The organism is Caulobacter sp. SSI4214, from assembly GCF_012184455.1.
GTDB lineage: Bacteria > Pseudomonadota > Alphaproteobacteria > Caulobacterales > Caulobacteraceae > Caulobacter > Caulobacter vibrioides_E.
The window spans coordinates 62054-80513 of sequence record NZ_SZWJ01000011.1 but is presented as its reverse complement, the minus strand read 5'-3'; the positions used below and the strand labels follow the sequence as shown (position 1 = coordinate 80513).

The 18460-nt window shown below is 68.0% G+C and carries 18 protein-coding genes; 9 read left to right on the top strand and 9 right to left on the bottom strand.

What is annotated here, in order from left to right; translation table 11 throughout:
- From FCU40_RS05495 to xth, 4 genes are all read left to right on the top strand, one after another.
- Nucleotides 1–304 (top strand): ACT domain-containing protein (locus tag FCU40_RS05495; protein ID WP_168073457.1); only part of this gene is annotated, 304 nt, incomplete at its 5' end.
- 113 nt (nucleotides 305–417) lie between these two features.
- Nucleotides 418–2895: a DNA translocase FtsK gene (locus FCU40_RS05490; RefSeq protein ID WP_168073455.1), complete on the top strand. Its 2478-nt coding sequence runs from the start codon at nucleotides 418–420 to the stop codon at nucleotides 2893–2895.
- A 121-nt stretch (nucleotides 2896–3016) separates the two neighbouring features.
- Complete coding sequence (locus tag FCU40_RS05485; protein WP_168073454.1) at nucleotides 3017–3673, top strand: outer-membrane lipoprotein carrier protein LolA; 657 nt, start codon at nucleotides 3017–3019, stop codon at nucleotides 3671–3673.
- 239 nt (nucleotides 3674–3912) lie between these two features.
- Nucleotides 3913–4719: an exodeoxyribonuclease III gene (gene xth / locus FCU40_RS05480; protein WP_168073452.1), complete on the top strand. Its 807-nt coding sequence runs from the start codon at nucleotides 3913–3915 to the stop codon at nucleotides 4717–4719.
- Nucleotides 4720–4741: 22 nt separating this feature from the next.
- Here the strand turns inward: xth and FCU40_RS05475 are convergent, their stop codons facing one another.
- Nucleotides 4742–5611 (bottom strand): SDR family oxidoreductase, encoded by an 870-nt coding sequence (locus FCU40_RS05475; protein ID WP_168073450.1) that lies wholly within the window; start codon nucleotides 5609–5611, stop codon nucleotides 4742–4744.
- A 93-nt stretch (nucleotides 5612–5704) separates the two neighbouring features.
- On the opposite strand from FCU40_RS05475, the gene FCU40_RS05470 reads away from it, so the two are divergent.
- Complete coding sequence (locus FCU40_RS05470) at nucleotides 5705–6556, top strand: helix-turn-helix transcriptional regulator (protein ID WP_004617382.1); 852 nt, start codon at nucleotides 5705–5707, stop codon at nucleotides 6554–6556.
- A gap of 22 nt (nucleotides 6557–6578) precedes the next feature.
- Here FCU40_RS05470 and FCU40_RS05465 read toward each other — a convergent pair whose 3' ends face one another.
- Nucleotides 6579–7427, bottom strand: coding sequence for an aspartate/glutamate racemase family protein (locus FCU40_RS05465; RefSeq protein WP_168073448.1), 849 nt, complete (start codon nucleotides 7425–7427; stop codon nucleotides 6579–6581).
- Nucleotides 7428–7551: 124 nt separating this feature from the next.
- Between FCU40_RS05465 and FCU40_RS05460 the strand changes: the two genes are divergently transcribed.
- The 3 genes from FCU40_RS05460 (at nucleotide 7552) to FCU40_RS05450 (ending at nucleotide 11321) form a co-directional block, all read left to right on the top strand.
- Entirely contained in the window at nucleotides 7552–9678 is a 2127-nt protein-coding gene (locus FCU40_RS05460; protein WP_168073446.1) for a M3 family metallopeptidase, read from the top strand.
- Between the two features lie 68 nt (nucleotides 9679–9746).
- Complete coding sequence (locus FCU40_RS05455; RefSeq protein ID WP_004617374.1) at nucleotides 9747–10733, top strand: TraB/GumN family protein; 987 nt, start codon at nucleotides 9747–9749, stop codon at nucleotides 10731–10733.
- Nucleotides 10734–10799: 66 nt separating this feature from the next.
- Complete coding sequence (locus FCU40_RS05450) at nucleotides 10800–11321, top strand: SRPBCC family protein (protein WP_004617372.1); 522 nt, start codon at nucleotides 10800–10802, stop codon at nucleotides 11319–11321.
- A 185-nt stretch (nucleotides 11322–11506) separates the two neighbouring features.
- Here FCU40_RS05450 and creS read toward each other — a convergent pair whose 3' ends face one another.
- Nucleotides 11507–12883 carry a crescentin gene (gene creS / locus FCU40_RS05445; protein WP_168073444.1) on the bottom strand — a complete coding sequence of 459 codons (1377 nt, stop codon included), beginning with the start codon at nucleotides 12881–12883 and terminating at the stop codon, nucleotides 11507–11509.
- A gap of 153 nt (nucleotides 12884–13036) precedes the next feature.
- Nucleotides 13037–13588, bottom strand: coding sequence for a carboxymuconolactone decarboxylase family protein (locus tag FCU40_RS05440; RefSeq protein WP_168073443.1), 552 nt, complete (start codon nucleotides 13586–13588; stop codon nucleotides 13037–13039).
- A gap of 117 nt (nucleotides 13589–13705) precedes the next feature.
- Between FCU40_RS05440 and FCU40_RS05435 the strand changes: the two genes are divergently transcribed.
- Nucleotides 13706–14608: a hydrogen peroxide-inducible genes activator gene (locus tag FCU40_RS05435; RefSeq protein WP_168073461.1), complete on the top strand. Its 903-nt coding sequence runs from the start codon at nucleotides 13706–13708 to the stop codon at nucleotides 14606–14608.
- A gap of 52 nt (nucleotides 14609–14660) precedes the next feature.
- On the opposite strand, the gene FCU40_RS05430 is transcribed toward FCU40_RS05435, so the two are convergent.
- From FCU40_RS05430 to FCU40_RS05410, 5 genes are all read right to left on the bottom strand, one after another.
- Complete coding sequence (locus FCU40_RS05430) at nucleotides 14661–15431, bottom strand: ATP-binding cassette domain-containing protein (RefSeq protein WP_168073441.1); 771 nt, start codon at nucleotides 15429–15431, stop codon at nucleotides 14661–14663.
- Nucleotides 15428–16237, bottom strand: a complete 810-nt coding sequence (locus tag FCU40_RS05425; protein WP_004617349.1) for an ABC transporter permease — start codon at nucleotides 16235–16237, stop codon at nucleotides 15428–15430. Before FCU40_RS05425 ends, FCU40_RS05430 begins: the two co-directional genes overlap by 4 nt.
- Nucleotide 16238: 1 nt before the next feature.
- Nucleotides 16239–16757 carry an outer membrane lipid asymmetry maintenance protein MlaD gene (mlaD, locus tag FCU40_RS05420; RefSeq protein WP_168073439.1) on the bottom strand — a complete coding sequence of 173 codons (519 nt, stop codon included), beginning with the start codon at nucleotides 16755–16757 and terminating at the stop codon, nucleotides 16239–16241.
- Between the two features lie 83 nt (nucleotides 16758–16840).
- On the bottom strand, nucleotides 16841–17509 hold the full coding sequence (locus tag FCU40_RS05415) for an ABC transporter substrate-binding protein (RefSeq protein WP_004617338.1): 669 nt from the start codon (nucleotides 17507–17509) through the stop codon (nucleotides 16841–16843).
- On the bottom strand, nucleotides 17506–18363 hold the full coding sequence (locus FCU40_RS05410; protein WP_168073437.1) for a VacJ family lipoprotein: 858 nt from the start codon (nucleotides 18361–18363) through the stop codon (nucleotides 17506–17508). Before FCU40_RS05410 ends, FCU40_RS05415 begins: the two co-directional genes overlap by 4 nt.
- Nucleotides 18364–18460 lie beyond the last annotated feature (97 nt).

Below are 18460 nucleotides of genomic sequence, written 5' to 3'. Positions count from 1 at the left end.
CGAGGCGTCCGACGAGGCGACGGTGGTCGAGGCCTCGGGCCGCGACCGGCCCGGCTTGTTGCAGGCCCTGGCTCGGACGCTGGCGGACAACGGCCTCTCCATCCAGTCGGCCCACATCGACGGCTACGGCGAGCGCGCGGTCGACGCCTTCTATGTCCAAACCTCGGATGGCGAGAAGCTGACCGAGGCCCGCAAGGTGGGCGCCGTGAAGGCCGATCTGCTGGCGGCGCTGGAACAGAACGAGGCGACGGCGCCGGCCGCCCGCCCGGGACTGAAGCGCGCGCGGGCCAGCGTCGCGCGGTAGACGATCTCGATCCGCTTCCGCGGTCCGTCCCAACGAACGTCGTAAACGCCCCTTAACCCTCTTCGGGCACAACATCGCGGTTCGCTCCGTTCACGCGGGGCCTGAGGGCGTGGTTGAGTTCGGAGACTTTCATGGCGCGAGCCGCGCGGCGATCCACGGCGGAGTTCCTGTGGGACGCGATTCGCTACAGCTGGATACAGCCCTGGACCGCCCGGTTCAGGGGCGGGGTCGTCACGGTCGTCGGCGCCGGACTGCTGCTGGCGATCGCCACCTACAACGCCACCGATCCCAGCTTTAACGCGGTCACCGGCGAGCCGGCGCGTAACGCTCTTGGCGGTCTGGGCGCCGCGGTGGCCGACCTGCTGATGCAATCGCTGGGCCTGTCGGCTTGGGGTGTCGCGCTGCTGATGCTGGTGTTCGGCGTGACCCGGGTGGCCCAGGCCGATCCCGATATGGAGCGCAAGGACCTGCGCCAGCGCGCGGTTGTCGGCGCCTTGGGGTTGCTGGCCCTGTCGGCGACGCTGGCCGCGCCGCCGCCGCCGGCCATCTGGCAACTGGAGAAGGGTCTGGGCGGCTTCTGGGGCGATGGCTTGCTGCGGATGGTGGCCGGGGTCCTGCACTTCGCCCACATTCCGGGCGCGACAATCATCGCCGCCATCCTGTTCGCCGTCGCCGCCATTGCCGCCCTGGGGTTCGCCTTCGGCGTGCGCGACGTCGATCCCGACGCCATCCACGCCGCCGTCGCCAACGCGCTGCAACCGCGCGTCCGCGCAGAGCCGGAGCCGCCGCCCGTCGCCAAGCCGGTTCGGGCGAAACGGGAAAAGGCCGAGGCCGCGCCGCGCCGCGAGCGTCCAGGCCGCCTGCCGCCGATCGACGACGAGGACGCCGCGCCCGTCGCCTCGGCGCCGGCCCGGGCCGCGCCCGAACGCGCCTATACGCCGCCGGCGGCCGACCAGGACGATGAGGATGCGTTCGAGGACATGCTGGACGCTCGGCCGATGGCCATCGCCAAGCCCAAGGCGCCGCCGAAGGAATCCGGCCGGGAACAGCGCGAGCAACAAAAGGCCTTCGCTTTCGAGGACGAGGGCGGCTTCCAGCTGCCCGAGCTGGCGATGTTGGCCAAGTCCAAGCCCCGCTCGTCCGAGGTCGACGCCGGCGCCCTGCGCCAGAACGCGCGCCTGCTGGAAAGCGTGCTGGCCGAGTTCGGCGTCAAGGGTCAGATCGACCAGATCCGACCCGGTCCCGTGGTCACCATGTACGAGCTGGTGCCGGCGCCGGGCGTGAAGACCGCGCGCGTCGTGGCCCTGGCCGACGACATCGCTCGCTCGATGAGCGTGATTTCTTGCCGCGTCGCCGTGGCCCAGGGCCGCAACGCCATCGGCATCGAGATGCCCAATTCCAAGCGCGAGACCGTCTATCTGCGCGACCTGCTGTCCAGCGCGGACTACGAGAAGGCCAGCCAGATCCTGCCCATGGCGCTGGGCGAGACGATCGGCGGCGAGCCCTATATCGCCGACCTAGCCAAGATGCCCCACCTGCTGATCGCGGGTACGACGGGCTCGGGCAAGTCGGTCGGGGTCAACGCCATGATCCTGTCGATCCTGTACAAGCTGCCGCCCGAGAAGTGCCGCTTCATCATGGTCGATCCCAAGATGCTGGAACTCTCGGTCTATGACGGCATCCCGCACCTTCTGGCGCCCGTCGTGACCGATCCCAAGAAGGCCGTCGTGGCGCTGAAGTGGACCGTCCGCGAGATGGAGGACCGCTATCGCCGCATGTCGAAGATCGGCGTGCGCAACATCGGCGGCTACAACGAGAAGGCCAACGAGGCCGCGGCCAAGGGCGAGCACTTCGAACGCACCGTCCAAACGGGCTTCGATGACGCCGGCCGCCCGATCTACGAGACCGAGCAGATCCGCCCCGAGCCGATGCCCTATCTGGTCGTGGTCATCGACGAGGTCGCCGACCTGATGATGGTGGCGGGCAAGGACATCGAAGGCGCCGTTCAGCGCTTGGCCCAGATGGCCCGCGCCGCCGGCATCCACCTGATCATGGCGACGCAGCGTCCGTCGGTCGACGTCATCACCGGCACCATCAAGGCCAACTTCCCGACCCGGATCAGTTTCCAGGTCACCAGCAAGATCGACGCCCGCACCATCCTGGGCGAGCAGGGCGCCGAGCAGCTGCTGGGCCAGGGGGACATGCTCTACATGGCCGGCGGCGGCCGCATCACGCGCTTGCACGGTCCGTTCGTGTCGGACGGCGAGGTCGAGGCCGTGGCCAAGTTCCTGCGCGACCAGGGCATTCCCCAGTACCTGGAAGAAGTCACCGCCGGGGGCGACGAGGAGCAGGAGGAAGCGATCGAGGGCGCGTTCTCGGGCGAGGGCGGGGCCAACGACCTCTACGATCACGCCGTGGCCGTGGTCACCCGCGACCGCAAGGCCTCGACCAGCTACATCCAGCGCCGCCTGCAGATCGGCTACAACCGCGCCGCTTCGCTGATGGAACGGATGGAGAAGGAAGGCGTCGTCGGCGCCGCCAACCACGCCGGCAAGCGCGAGATCTTGGCGCCGCCGCCTCCCCCGCTTTAGGCAACTGACGGCGCAGCTTGGGCGTTCGATCGTCCCATCCTGAACGGCGTTTCATCGCGGCGCCGGAAAATGGCCTCGCGGCGGCCTTCGCGTGGGCCAAGGTTGGGCTTAAGGAGTTCGCATGACCACTCGCCGTTTCCTCATCGCGGCCGGCCTGGCCGCCGCCCTCGCTTCTCCTGGCCTCGCGCCTTCGGCCCTCGCCCAAGACGGCAAGCCGGTCCCGGCCGTGCTGACCGCCGACCAGAAGGCTCTGCTGGACAAGGCCACCGCCTATATCCAAGGCCTGTCCTCGGCCAAGGGCCGCTTCGTGCAGACCGACGCGCGCGGGGCCGTGACCCAGGGCACGTTCTATCTGCAGCGACCGGGCAAGGCGCGGTTCCAGTACGATCCGCCGGCTGGCCTGCTGGTCGTGTCGAACGGCAACAACGTCAATATCTTCGACAGCCGCCTGAAGACCTATGAGAGCTATCCGCTCAGCAAGACGCCGCTGAATCTGTTGCTGGCTCGCGAGGTCCGGTTGGACCGGGGCGTCGTGATTACCGATATCCGCCCGCTGGCCGACGGTTTCACGATCGTGGCCCAGGACGCCAAGCGCCAGGCGCTCGGCAAGATCTCGCTCGACTTCTCCAACAGCCCGGTGGGCCTGATGGGCTGGACCGTCACCGACATCAAGGGCGGTCAGATCCGCGTGCGGCTGAGCGATTTCGCCGAGACCGCCAACCTCGACCCGAAGCTGTTCGTCCTGACCGATCCGCGCCGAAAGGTCGGCAAGCCCTGAGCGTTTATCATTGTGACATCTTCACAACAGGCAAGAATCAACCGACTTTCGACTTGACTAAAAATTAGGACGTGGCATATTTAACACGCATGGCGAGGAGCGACCGACCCGCTCTTCGCGAACCGTGCCGGATCCTATCCCCTCCCGGCGGCGGCATGAGAGACCTGACTTTCGCCCCAGCACCGATGTGCTGGGGCGTTTTTCTTTTCCGGCTCCGAAAAGCGCGTTAGAGCCAGCCCATGCGCCTTCGTATCGCCACCTGGAACGTCAATTCCGTCCGCCTGCGCGCCGAACAGGCCGCCCGCTTCGTCGACGAACAGGCGCCGGATGTCCTGTGCATGCAGGAGATCAAATGCCAGGAGGGCGAATTCCCCCGCGAGGCCTTCGAGACCATGGGGCTCAATCACCTGAAGATCGCCGGCCAGAAGGGCTGGCACGGGGTGGCCATCGCCTCGCGCCTGCCGATCGAGGACGTTCCGACCTTGATGAACTGCCGCGAGGGCCACGCCCGCTGTGTCGCGGTCAAGGTGGCCGGGATCGAGATCCAGAACTTCTATATTCCAGCCGGCGGCGACCTGCCGGATCGCGTCGCCAACCCAAAGTTCGACCATAAGCTCGACTTCTACGAAACCCTGACGGCGGCGCTGAAGAAGCGCGACCCCAGGGATCCGCTGATCGTCACCGGCGATCTGAACATCGCGCCGGGCGAAAACGACGTCTGGAGCCACCGTCAGATGCTGAAGGTGGTCAGCCACACGCCGGCCGAGCTCGAGGCCTTCGACGCGATGATCAAGTCGATGAACCTTCTCGACCTGCCGCGCCTGGCCACGCCCGAGCCCGAAAAGCTGTTTTCCTGGTGGAGCTATCGCGCCGCCGATTTCCGCAAGTCCAACCGCGGGCTGCGTCTGGATCACATCCTGGCCAGTCCCGGCCTTCGCGACGCGGCGATCGTGGACGGCAAGGTCTCCTCGCGCGTCCACGACGACGTCCGGGAATGGGAGCGCCCCAGCGACCACGCGCCGGTGACGGCGGACCTGAGGGTCTGAGCGTCAAGCGGGCCGGAACGCGTCAGCTGAAATACCCGCCCGTCTCCAGGTCCTCGGCGAGGGTCGGTCCGGTCGGCCTCCACCCCAAGGTTTCCCGGGTCCATTCGCTCGAGGTCGCCGCGTCCATGCCGGCGAACATGGCGAACCAATCGAAGTGCTCGGCGGGTCTGCTCTCGACGGGCAGGTCCAGGCCCTTGCCGATGGCTTCGGCGATGGCCTTGAACGGCACGGCTTCCTCGGCGACGGCATGGTAGCGTTCGCCGCCGGCGCCGCGTTCGATGGCCAGGCGGTAGAGGACGGCGGCGTCCAGGCGATGCACGGCCGACCAATGGTTCAGGCCTTCTCCGATATAGGCCGCGACGCCCTTCGTCCGCGCAAAGCCGATCAGCATAGGCACGAAGCCATGATCGCCGACCCCGTGGGTCGTCGGCGCCAGACGGACGACGGAAGCCCTGACGCCTCGGGCGGCGAGGTCATCGGCGGCGGGTTCGGACATACGCGGAGATCCGCCGCCGGGACGATCCTGCTCCGTGGCCAGGCGCCCTCGCGCCAGCATGGCCGTGCCCGAGGTCGCGAGGATCGGCTTGGTCGTGCCCTCCAGCGCGCCGCCCAGCACCTCGATCGCGCGACGGTCCTGGCGGCTGTTCTCCACGAACCTGGAGAAGTCGTGGTTGAAAGCGGTGTGGATCACGCCGTCGCTGTCGGCGGCGCCGCGGGCCAGCACATCGAGATCGTCGAGCGTGCCTCGCGCGACATCGGCGCCGACCGCCCTTAGCTGCTCCGCGCCGGCGTCGGAACGAGAAAGGCCCGTTACCCGATGGCCGTGGGCGATGAGCTCGCGGACGACGGCCGAGCCAACGAAGCCGGTCGCGCCGGTGACAAAGATACGCATTGAGGGGGCTCCCGAGATTTCATCTCGAGCATCGTCTAGTCTATCCTGGTCCTGTTAAAGTCGTGACCTTATACGGGTATAGGATCTACCACGATGAACGCACACATCGGCCCGGACAAACCGCTGGACCAAAACAGGCTGGGCGCCTATCTGCGCGACCGCCGGGCCAAGCTGGACGCCGTCGTCCTGGGCTTTTCCGCCTCGCGCCGGCGCACGCCTGGCCTGCGCCGCGAGGAAGTGGCCCAGCGCGCCCATATCAGCGCCACCTGGTACACTTGGCTGGAGCAGGGGCGAGGCGGAGCCCCCTCGGCCGCGGTTCTGGACCGCATAGCCCGCGCGCTGATGTTGACGGAGGCCGAGCGCGAGCATCTCTTTCTACTGGGCCTAGGTCGGCCGCCCGAGGTGCGCTACCGCGAGGTCGAGGGCGTCTCGCCCCGGCTGCAGCGGGTGCTGGACGCGCTGGATCCGAGCCCGGCCATGATCAAGACCCTGACCTGGGATGTGATTGCCTGGAACCGGGCGGCCACGGTCGTGCTGACCGACTATGGCGCACTGCCCCCCGAGGAGCGCAACATCCTGCGGCGCGTGTTCTGCGACCCTCGCGCGAAGGCGATGAACCCGGCGTGGGAGCAGGTGGCGCGTTTCGTGGTCGCCGCCTTCCGCGCCGACGCGGCGCGGGCGGGCGCGGGCGCCGAGGTCCCGGTGAACGCGCTCGTTCAGGAATTGCGACTGCGGAGCGCCGAATTCGCGACGCTTTGGGCCGACAACGACGTCCGCCACCATGGCGAGGGCGTCAAACAGATACGTCACCCGGTGCTGGGCGAGGTCAGCTTCGAATATTCCGCGTTCGCGGTGGACGGTCGCCCCGACCTTGGACTGATCGTCTACAACCCGGCGACGGCGGAGGATCTGGAGCGGGTGCGGCTCCTGGTGAGCGCGGCTTGAGGCGGAGCCCCATCCGGCTCTCTTAAGCCGCGTCGAACGTCAGCGGGCCGCCCCAGAAGCCTTGCACCAGGCCGTTCTGCGGGCCCGGCGTTCCGGTGGTCAGGAAGGCGCGCCCGCCGCCCGATCCGGGGCCGTATTCCGGGTGGCGTTGCAGGTAGAGTTCCAGCGCGTCGGCGGTCGCCGCCGGTTGCTGGATCAGCGGCGTGCCGGCCGGCAGGGCGGCGCGGAACAGGTCGGCGATGATCTCGTAGTGGGTGCAGCCCAGCACGACGCGGTCGGGGAAGCGGCCGATGCGGGTCTTCAGGGTCTGGACGTGGCTCTCGACCGCCTTGGCCAGCTCGACCACCGAGGCGTCCTGCTCGATCAAAGGCACCAGTTCCGGACAGGGCTCGGAGAACACCGCCAGGTCCTGCTTGCGCTTGTCGATCTCGATCTCGTAGACGCGCGAGCGCACGGTGGCGGGGGTGGCGAAGACGCCGAGGATATCCAAGGCCTCGACCTTCTCGCCCCGCCGCTCGGCCTCATGTTCCCAGGGCAGGCCGGTGGCCTTCTCGATCGTCGGGACGATGATGCCCAGCACATTGACGGGCCGTCCGATCGCCTTGCGATAACCCGGCAACCAGGTCTGCTGCAGGCGGCGCAGAGCGATGGCCGAGGCGGTGTTGCAGGCCAGAACCACCAGGCTGGCGCCGCGCGCGAACAGGCGCTCGCATCCGGCCTTGGTCAGGTCGACGATTTCCTCGCCGGTCCGCACGCCATAGGGCGCGTGGGCCTGGTCGGCCAGATAGGTGAAGTCCGCCTGGGGCAGACGCTGCACGAGGGCGCGGTGGACCGTCAGGCCGCCAACGCCAGAGTCGAAGACGCCAATCATGGGCGAAGCTTTAGCCGGCAAACCGATGGGCGTCCACGCGCAGGGGCGCGCTGCGGTCGTTTAACCGCTTACACTCGGGCTGGACGCGTCTTAGGGTCGCCGGATTCTTCATCGGAGATCCTCCGTGCGACGTCGTAAGTTCCTTGTCTCCGCCGCCGCCGCTGGCGCGGCCGCCGCTTTCAATCCGAGTGTGTCCATGGCCCAGACCCCCAACCTCCTGACCGAGACGTGGACAGGGCCGTATGGCGGGGTCCCGCCGTTCGACAAGGTGAAGATCGCCGATTTCAAGCCGGCGCTCGAAGCGGCCATGGCGCGGGAATTGGCCGAGATCGACGCGATCACCGCCAACCCGGCCGCGCCGACCTTCGAGAACACCATCGCGGCGCTGGAGGATTCGGGTCGCGCCCTCAACCGGGTCAGGACGATCTACAACATCTGGGGCTCAAACCTCAGCACGCCGGAGTTCCAGGCGGTCGAGACCGAGATGGACCCGAAGCTCTCGGCGCACGGCGACAAGATCGCTCAGAACGCCGCCCTCTTCGCGCGTATCGAGGCCGTCTATAACGCGCCCGACAAGGCCAAGCTCAGCCCCGAGCAGCAGCGCGTGCTGTGGATCCACTATCGCGACTTCGTGCGGGCGGGCGCCAAGCTGGATGCGGCGTCGAAGGCTCGGGTCGCTGCGATCAACACCGAGCTGGCCGGCCTGTTCAACCAGTTCAGCAAGAACCTGCTGGCCGACGAGAACACCTGGATCGAGCTTTCGGACGCCGACCTCGTCGGTCTGCCGGAAACCTTGAAGGCGGCCGCCGCCTCCAACGCGGCCGCCCGGAAGCTTCCGGGCAAGTTCGTGGTGGTCACCACTCGCTCCAGCGTCGACCCGTTCCTGACCGAGTCGCCGGTTCGCGCCGCCCGCGAGAAGGTCTGGCGCGCCTTCGTCAATCGCGGCGACAACGGCGGTCCCACCGACAACAAGGCGATCATCGCCAAGATCCTGAAGCTGCGGGCCGAGCGCGCCAAGCTGCTGGGCTACGCCACCCACGCCCACTGGCGCCTGGAAGTGGCCATGGCCAAGACGCCCGAGAACGCCATGGGCCTGATGGAGGCGGTCTGGAGCCCCGCCATCGCCCAGGTCGCCCAGGACGTGGCCGACATGCAGGCGATCGTCGACAAGGAGGGTGGCGGCTTCAAGATCGAGCCGTGGGACTACCGGTACTACGCCGAGAAGGTCCGCCTGGCGAAGTACGCGCTCGATATGAACGCGGTGAAGTCGTACCTGCAGCTGGACAAGCTGCGCGAGGGCATGTTCTGGGCCGCCGGCCAGCTCTACGGGTTCGCGTTCAAGAAGCTGTCGGGCATCCCCGTCTATCACGAGGACATCACGGTCTATGAGGTGACCCGGGCCGGCAAGCATGTCGGCCTTTGGTACTTCGACCCCTATGCGCGGCCGGGCAAGCGCTCGGGCGCCTGGATGAACGCCTACCGCACCCAGGAGCGTTTCCGGGGCGATGTGACGACGATCGTCTCGAACAACGCCAACTTCATCAAGGGAAAGCCGGGCGAGCCGCTGCTGATCTCCTGGGACGACGCCACCACCCTGTTCCACGAGTTTGGCCACGCGATCCACGGCCTGAACGCCAACGCGACCTATCCGTCCGTGTCGGGCACGCGGGTGGCGCGCGACTATGTTGAGTTCCCCAGCCAGCTGAACGAGCACTGGCTGCCGACCGCGCCGGTGCTGAGCCAGTTCGCCCTGCACTACCAAACCGGCGAGCCGATCCCGAAGGCGCTGGTCGACAAGATCGAGAAGGCCGCGACGTTCAACCAAGGCTTCGCCACGACCGAATATCTAGCCAGCGCGCTGATCGACATGAAGCTGCACCTGGCGGGCGATGTCGACATCGATCCGGCCAAGTTCGAGCGCGAGGAACTGGCCAAGCTGCGGATGCCGCGCGAGATCGTCATGCGTCACCGCACCCCGCAGTTCGGCCATGTGTTCTCGAGCGACGGCTATTCGGCCGGCTATTACAGCTATCTGTGGGCCGACACCCTGACCGCCGACGTCGCCGAGGCCTTCCAGGAGGCTCCAGGCGGCTTCTACGACAAGCCGACCGCCAAGCGGCTCTACGAGACGATCATGTCGAAGGGCAACACCGAGGATCCGGCGGATCAGTTCCGCGCGTTCCGCGGACGCGATGTGAAGATCGGGGCGCTGATGCGTCATCGCGGCTTTCCGGTTCCAGCCGGGGCTTGAGGCGTCGCGGGCCCTTCTCCCGCCTTGGGAGAAGGGCTAAATCCTTGGCGGGGGCTGAAGGAGTATCGATGGCCGCGACCAAGCTCGTTCCCCTTGCGCTATCCCTAGCCCTGGTCTCTTCGGCTTCCGCCCAGACCGCCTCGCCGCCTGTGGTGAATCTGGGCCAGGCTCCGGCGGCCGACGAAAGCGCGGTGGTCGCCGAGCTGACCGTGGTGGCCAAGCCGCCGGGCCCGGCGATCTGGCTGGTCGAGAAGGACGGCGCCAAGCTCTATGTCCTGGGCGCGGCGACGCCGCTGCCCCATTCGCTGAAGTGGGATAGCCCGCGCCTGAACAAGGCGCTGGACAAGGCCAGCCTGGTCCTTGTCCCGCCCCAAGCCGCCGTCGGCGTCACCCAGGCGGCCGGCTTTATCCTCACGTTCGGGGGCGGCCTGCGCCAGCCTCTGGGCAAGAGGCTGGAAGACCAGCTGCCGCCGGACCTGCGCGCCCGCTTCGTCGCGTTCCGCGAACAGGCGCGCAAGGGGCCGGGCGACTACAAGAACTGGAAGCCGGCCGTGGCGGGCTTCCTGTTGTTGTCCGATTTCCGCCAGGCCGCCGGTCTCTCGGAGGCCAAGCCGGTCAGCACGGTCGAGCGCATGGCCAAGGCCCGTAAGCTCAAGGTCAAATCGGTCGGCCAGTACCGGATGAGCGCGGTGACCTCGATCGCCGGCAAGCTGTCGCCCGACGACCAGCTCTATTGCCTGCGCGTGGCTCTGGACGAGGTGGCTTACGACGCCGCCCATTCCACCACGATCGGTCGCGACTGGGCCGAGGGTGATCTGGGCGCGGTGCGGGCCCGCTATCGCGAGAGCGCCGGCCAGCGCTGCCTGACCCACGTCCCGGGGGGGGCTGCTTTGCTGGAGAAGGGGATCGCCCAGACCACCGACGCCATGACCGAGGCCCTGAAGCGTCCGGGCGTGACCGTGGCGGTGGTCGATCTGGGCTTCCTCTTGCCCGCCAACGGGGTGCTCGACCGCCTGAAAGCCGACGGCGCGACGATCACTTCGCCAATCGAATAACGTCGCTCCTTGACCTCGGGCCCGGCCCGCCGTCAGCCTCGCCTCGGTTCCGGGAGGTATGCCGCCATGAAGAAGATGATCGCCGCCGCGAGCCTGGCCCTTCTGGCCGCCGGCGCGGCGCGGGCCGAGGTCGTCGACGCCCAGCCGAACGGCTTCGAGGTGAGGCGAGAGGTCGTGGTGGCCGCTCCGGCCAGCGTGGTCTGGGCCATCCTGGTCCAGCCGTCCAAATGGTGGTCGTCGGCCCACACCTGGTCGGGCTCGGCCGCCAATCTTTCGATCGGCGCGGCCTCGGGCGGCTGCTTCTGCGAGCGGTTACCGAACGGCGGTTCGGTGCTGCATATGACCACGATCCACGCCGCTCCTGGCCAGAAACTGGTCCTCTCGGGCGCGCTGGGGCCTTTGCAGACCTCCGGCGCCACCGGGGCCCTGGCCTTCGTGCTGACAGAGAAGGACGGGCTGACGACGGTCACGGCCACCTATGATGTCGGCGGCTATGTCCGGGGCGGCCTCGATAAGCTGGCGCCCGCTGTCGATGCCGTCCTGGGCCAGCAGGTCGCCGGCCTGAAGGCGGCGGCGGAAGCGAAATAGCGCCGCCTCGTCTTACGAAAACGCCCGCGAACCTTTCGGATCGCGGGCGTTCTTGTCTGGCGCGGGGGGCTGAAAGTGGGAACCGGTTTCAGCTCATCTCACGCTCTAAACATTTGATTTAGAGCCCTTTTTGACGCCTGAAATCGATTCCGATTTCAGGCTAAAGGCTCTGGCGCGTTGAAAGATCAAGCGCTCTCGGCCATGTCCCCGTCCGAGGCGCCGAGCAAGGCCATCTGCAGGCGCGAGCGGTCGCGGCGCGCGGCTTCCAGGGCGCCCTCGGCCAGGGCCGCTTCCGAGGTGAGGCGTTCGATCGTGGCCTGCAGCTCGGCGACCTTCTGCTCGTGTTCGCGACGGACCTGGTCCTGGGCTTCCTGCACGGCGTCCAGGCGCGCGCGCAATTGCTGGGCGCGCTCCTCGGCGCGCTTGAGGGCCTTTTCCTGGGCCGAGGCGTTCTTGGCCATCTGGTCGGCGCGCTCGATGGCGGTGGCGCGGGCGGTGTCGACCCCGGCGTGGCGCTGGCGCAGACCTTCGGCTTCCTCCTCCAGCGCGCGGATGCGTTCCAGGGCGCGTTCCAGGGCGACGTTCAGGTCGCCGGCGCGGCGCTCGACGGCCTTTTGCTGGGCGCTGGATTCGGCCAGGCGAGCCGAGATCTGGGTGTTCATTTCCTCCAGCTTGTCGGCGCGGCCGGTGGAGGTTTCCAAGCGGGTCTGCAGGGCCAGGATCTCGGCGCGGTTGCCCTCGACCTGGCTCTCCAGGCCGCGGATGATGCGGCCGCTGTCGACCTGGTGAGCCGACAGGGCGTTCTCGAGCGCCTGGGCGCGGGCGCGTTCGGCGGCGATCTGGGCTTCGAGGTCGGTTTCGATGCGCGACAGACGGGCCAGGTCGATCCCGGCCTGGTCGACGCGCTTCTTCAGGGTCGCGGCTTCTTCGCCTAGTAGAGCATTGTCCTGGTTGGCGCGGGCCAGGGCGGCCTCGGCCTCGCCGCGACGGGCGTCGATGTCCTGGGCCTGAGCCCGGAGACCCTCGACGTCCTGCACCAGGTGTTCGATGCGAGCGTTCGCGTCGCGAAGCGCGGCGTCGACATTCGAGACCTTCAGCTCCGATTGCAGCAGCGCGTTGCGCAGGCGGTCGATCTCGAGCGTGTTGTCTTCCAGCGCCGTGTCCTGGGCCTGTCGACGCGCCTCGGACTCGCCGAGGGCGGTTTCGGCGGCGGCCAGACGAGCGCTGGCTTCGCGCTCCTCGGCCTGGATCTGGGCGATCTGGCGCTGAGCCTGGTCGAAATTGGCGCGCAGCGCGATCAGTTCGGCGTGTTCGGCGCGGCGAGCCTCGAACTCCTGCGAGACGGGCCCGCGGATCTCGGCGATCAGCGGCTCGATCGCCTTGAGGTGCTCCATCACCCGGCCGATGCTGTCGAGCCCGCTGTGGATGGTCTCGTAACGCTGACCAATGGCTTGGGTGGATTCGATGCTGTGCTGCACGGTCTCGACCCGGACGGTCTCCGCGCCCAGAAGGGTCGGTTTGGCGCCCTTGTTCTCGCGAGAAGTCTTAGACAGCAGTCTCATCTGACTCACCTTCGCCCCATGCGAGTCCGTGGCGTCCTTCCTGGACGCTGTCGGCGGACGCCGCGAATCTCTTACCCAGAGGTTAACAACCTAATTCACGGATAAGATGAATGTCGAGGGGCCGACGCCGCGACCGGGCGTCGCGGAGCGCTTTCAGAGCCCCGAAAACTGGGGATGATCCAGGGTCTCGACCGCCAGGGTTCGGGCCACGGCATTGACCACGGCGGCGATGCGCAGGGCCGCCTGGACCTGCACGGGTGAAACGCCCCGTCGCCGTAGCGCCGCTTCGTGGCTGTCCAGGCAGGCGCCGCAGCCGTTGATCGCCGAGACGGCGACGCACCACAGCTCGTAGTCCACCGGATCGACGCCAGGATGGGCCAGCCGATTCATGCGCAGGCGGGACGGGAGGTCCTGATAGTCTGGCGCGGACATCAGGTGCGTGGCGCGGAAATAGACATTGGTCATCGCCATGATCGCGGCGGCGGTCCTGGCGGCGGTGAACGCCTCGGGCGACAGGCCCGCCTCGCGCGCGGCGATGGTCACGGCCTTCAGCGTCTCGGGCTCGCCGACCGCGCTGGCGCTGGCGATGAAACAGCCCCACTTGGCCTGATTGCTCAAGAGGGTCTCTTCGGCCAGGACGCCCAGATTGGCGGCGATGTCCTTGGCGTAGGCGGGCAGCTGGGCGCGCAGGGCGTCGATCGGCATGGGCATTCCCGTGATGGCGACAAGCCTTAGCACCACGCGGCGCCTTCGTCCCCACCGACACTGCCCCTTGTTGGATCAATGGTTTCTGGAAATGCGATAGATCTGGCCTATATTGCGATTATGCTCCCGACCCTTCGCCAACTGCAGTACCTGAAACTTCTGTCCGAGCACGGGTCGTTCAGTCGGGCCGCCGAGAGCGCCCATGTGACCCAGCCGACCTTGTCCGCCGGAATCCAGGAACTGGAGAAGATTCTCGGCGCGCCAGTTGTCGACCGGGCCCGCTCGGGCGTGATCCTGACCGCCGCCGGCCAGGAGGCCGTGCGCCGCGCCGAGGATATTCTGGCCCGGGCCGAGGATCTGGTCCAGGCCGCGCGCGGGGCGGGCCAGCCTTTGGCGGGGCGGTTCCGCCTGGGCGTGATCCCGACCGTGGCGCCCTATCTGCTGCCGCGCGCCCTTCCGGTTCTGCGCGACCGCTTTCCCAAGCTGAAGCTCTTCCTGCGCGAGGACCTGACCCAGCGCCTGATCGCGGCGCTAAAGGCCGGCGCCCTCGACGCGGCGTTGATCGCCTTGCCGTATGACATGACCGGCCTGGACTGGGCCCATGTCGAGGACGACGAATTGCTGGCCGCCGCTCCGGCCAACCATCCGATGGCGGGACAGGCGCGGGTCGATCCCGACAGCTTGCGGGGGGATGACCTGATTCTGCTCGAGGACGGCCACTGTCTGCGCGACCACGCCCTGGCCGCCTGCGGACTGGAGCCGCCGAGGGGCGTCGGCGACGAGGAGAGCTTCGCCGCCACGTCCCTGCCGACCCTGGTGCAGATGATCGGTTCGGGCCTGGGCGTGTCGTTCCTGCCGGCCATGGCGGTCGAGGCGGGGCTGACCGATCGTACCGCGATCACCGTGCGCCCCTTGGCCGCCGCCCATCCCAGCCGCGAGATCGTGGTGGCCTGGCGCGCCGGTTCCAGCCGAGGCGTCGAGGGTCGCCTGCTGGCCGAAACCCTGCGGGACGCGACCTAAGTCGGCCGCATTCTAGAGCAAGCGGCGCGAGTCCTATATCGCGCCGTTTGATCTAGACCGCGTGGGCGATCGGGCCCTCGGCCCGGCCCTCGACGAACTGGCGGACGTAGGGGTTGTCGGTGGTGTGGAGGTCCGCCGCCGGACCTCGCCAGATGATCTTGCCGTCGTGCAGCATGGCGATCTCGTCGCCGATGGTCTGGGCCGAGGCCAGGTCATGGGTGATCGAGACGGCCGTGGAGCCCAGACGCCTCACCTGATCGGAAATCAGCTGGTTGATCGCCGCCGCCGTGATCGGGTCCAGTCCCGTGGTCGGTTCGTCGAAGAACAGGATTTCCGGCTGGGCGACAATGGCGCGGGCCAGGCCGGCGCGCTTCTGCATCCCGCCGGACAGTTCCGAGGGGAAGCGGTCGGCGACCGATGGCGCGAGGCGCACCTGGTCCAGGGCTTCGACCGCCCGGGCCTTGGCCTCGCTCCGTCCCACGCCGTCGGCGTTCAGCAGACGAAAGGCGACATTTTCCCAGATGGTCAGGCTGTCGAACAGCGCCGCGCCCTGGAACAGCACGCCGATCCGCGAGAACAGCTTGCGGCGAGCGTTTTCCGACAGACCAACGACGTTCTTGCCGTCCAGCTCGATCTTGCCGGCCTCGGGGCGCATCAGGCCCATGGCGGTCTTGATCGTCACCGACTTGCCCTGGCCCGAGCCGCCGATGATCACCAACGACCGGCCCGGCGCCACCGACAGGTCCAGCCCGTCCAGCACCGCGCGGCCGTCGAAGCGCTTGGTCACGCCCTTCCAGGCGAGCTTGGGGGTTACGTCGGTCATGAGGCGTGGGTGAACAGGGTGGTCAGGAGGTAGTCGGAGGCGAAGATCAGGATCGCCGACGACACCACGGCGTGGGTCGTGGCTCGCCCGACACCGCGCGCGCCGCCCGAGGCGTTGTAGCCGTGGTAGCAGCCCATCAGCGTCACGATGAAGCCGAACACCCCGGCCTTGATCAGGCCCGAGACGACGTCCCAGCTCTCGAGGAAGGTGATGGTGTTGCGGATATAGATGGTGGGGTTGAACGACAGCACGCGCGTGGCCACCAGCCAACCGCCGGCGACGCCGATCGTGTCGGCCACGGCGGTCAGCAGCGGCAGCATCAGCACGCCGGCCAGCAGGCGCGGCGCGACCAGGTAGCGGAAGGGATCCGTCGACAGGGTGCGCATGGCGTCGATCTGTTCGGTGGCGCGCATGGCCCCGATCTCGGCGGCGATGGCGGCCGAGACGCGCCCGGCCAGCATCAGCGCCGCCAGCACCGGACCCAGCTCGCGGGTGATCCCCAGGGCCACGATCTGCGGCATGACCTGTTCGGCGTTGAAGCGCCCGCCGCCGGTGAAGATGTTCAGCGCCAGGGCCGCGCCGGTGAAGACGGCCGTCAGGCCGACCACGGGCAGCGAGAAGAAGCCGATCGCCGCGAACTGGCGCAGCAACTGGTCCCAGAACCAACGCGGGGTCAGCGCCGCGGCCACGCCGCGCAGGGCGAAGACGGCGACGCCGCCGACCGTGCGCAGGGCGGTCAGGGTCGACCGACCCAGGGCGCGAATGGGGTTGGGGGCGGCCGACCGGGCCGCCTCGGCCGAGGCCATCTCAGTAGCTCGCGGCCGGTTGCGTCGCCGGGTTCGGGGCGGGGGCGGGCGTCTTGGCCGCGCTGTCGCCGCCGCCTTGCGGGCGAATGACCGAGCCGATCAGGCCGAAGAGGTCGACCGCGCCCTGGGTGTTCTCGATTTCGCCGCCGGGCTTGAGATCGTCCAGGGCCGCGCCCGGCGCGATGGCCACGTGGGCGCCGCCCAGCAGGCCATCGCTGGTGATCTTGGCGGTCGAGTCCGACGGCAGCTTCACCGTCGGATCGATGCTGAGCTTGGCGACCGCCAGAAAGGTCTTCGGCTCCAGCGTGACCCGCGAGACCGTGCCGATCTTGACGCCGGCGACGCTGACCGCCGCGCCGGGCGCCAGCGACCCCGCCTCGCCGAACTTGGCGCTGATCTCATAGTTGCCGCTCTTCATGTGAACGGCGCCCACGCTGAGCGAGTAGGTCAGAAAACCCGCCGCCAGGGCGAGAACGACGACGCCCATGGCCGTCTCGGCCCATTGTTCGCGCAAAGCCAAATCCCCTTCATTCCGCGTTCTAAATCCCAGACCCAGAGCGCGTTCGAGCGGTTTGACCGCTCACACTTAAACCCAACCCGCGCTTAGCGGCGCGCCGACGAGGCTTGCCCGCCCTTTTGCAGCTGGTTGATCAGGACGTCGATATTGCCGCCGGCGTTGTCGATCGTCGAGACGAAGTCCTGCTGCTGAGTGATGGCCAGCCAGATGCCCTTGAACTGAACGTCGACGACCTTCCAGTTCTGGCCGCCGCCCAGCACGCGCCACGAGACCGCGACGGGCTGGCTCAGCTGACCGCCGCCGACCGTGCTGTTGACGATCACGTCGCCGGGCTTGCGGACCACCGACCCGGTCACCTTCAGCTGTTCGCCGTGATAGTCGTCGATGCGGCTCTGATAGACGTTCTCGGCATAGGCGCGGAACACCGGCGTGAAGCGGGCGCGCTGATCCGGCGTGATGGTGCGGGCGTACTTGCCCAGAACGAAGTTCGTGATCTTCGGCACGTCGGCCAGCTCGTCGATGGCCTGATGGAAGATCTGCTTCTTCTGGGCGTCCGACAGGCTCTTGTTGGCCAGGGTGGCGATCACCTTTTGGGCCTTGGTCTGGACGAAGGCTTCGGCGCCGGGATCGCGCGCCTGGGCCAGGGCGGGACTGGCCGCGCCCAGCGCGACGGCGCCGAAAAACGTCAAAAGCGCGACGTTCGCGCCGCGCCGGGTGGTGAGGGTGCTTTTCATGATCTTACCGGGGGTGCTCATGGCGTGGTCGCCGCCGGCGACTTGGAAGAGTCTGGAGGCGGCGAATCGAAATCGGGGAGTTCCTCGGCCTTGCCGGTCGCCTCGCGGACGACGGCGTCGCGGTACTGCGTATAGGCCGAGCGCGTGGTCACATACGGGTCCGCGGCGTCCTTGAGCGCTTCGAACGCGGGATCGGTCCTGGCGCGCAGGTCGACAATGGTCACGCCCGTGCGGGCCTTGCCGAAGTCGGTCGAGAAACCGCCGACGAGCAGCGAGACAGGATCGGTGACGACGTCGACGATGCGGCCGGCGGCGTCGCGCGCGTTCAGCGGGCCCATAAGCGGAACATAGAGGTAGGCGCCAGGTCCCGCACCCCATTTGCCCAGCGTCTGGCCGAAGTCGGCGTCGTGCGGCGGCAGGTGCATGTGAGAGGCGACATCGAACAGGCCCAGGACGCCCACCGTCGAATTGACGATGAAGCGCGTGGTGGTGCGCATGGCCATCTTCGGCTTGCCCTGCAGCACCTCGTTCATCACCGTGTTGGGCTCGCCCAGATTGTAGACGACGTTCCCGACCCGCTCGCGCAAGGGCTTGGGAGCCACCGCCATGTAACCGTGGGCGACGGGGGCCAGCAGGGCCTTGTCGACGCCCATGCCGAGCTTGAACGAGCCGCGGTTCAGGCGCTCCAGGGGGTCATGGGCCTGCAGCGCGTCGGATGCGTCCGTGGTCGGAGGGGTGGGAACGACGGCGACGTTGTTCCCAGCATGAGCGCCCGAGGCTAGGGCCGCCAGGCCGACGGCCACGACCGTTCCGGCGGCGATGCGCCGGCCGGCGGCCTTACGGCGCGCGCTAGGGACCCGATGATTCAAGCTCATGCTCCTGCTCTTACCCCCGCCATGTATTCATATCGTCATCCGTATCAAGATGGCCCCGACCTAATTCGGCTCAGCTTTGCCTTACGGGTGTGGCCAA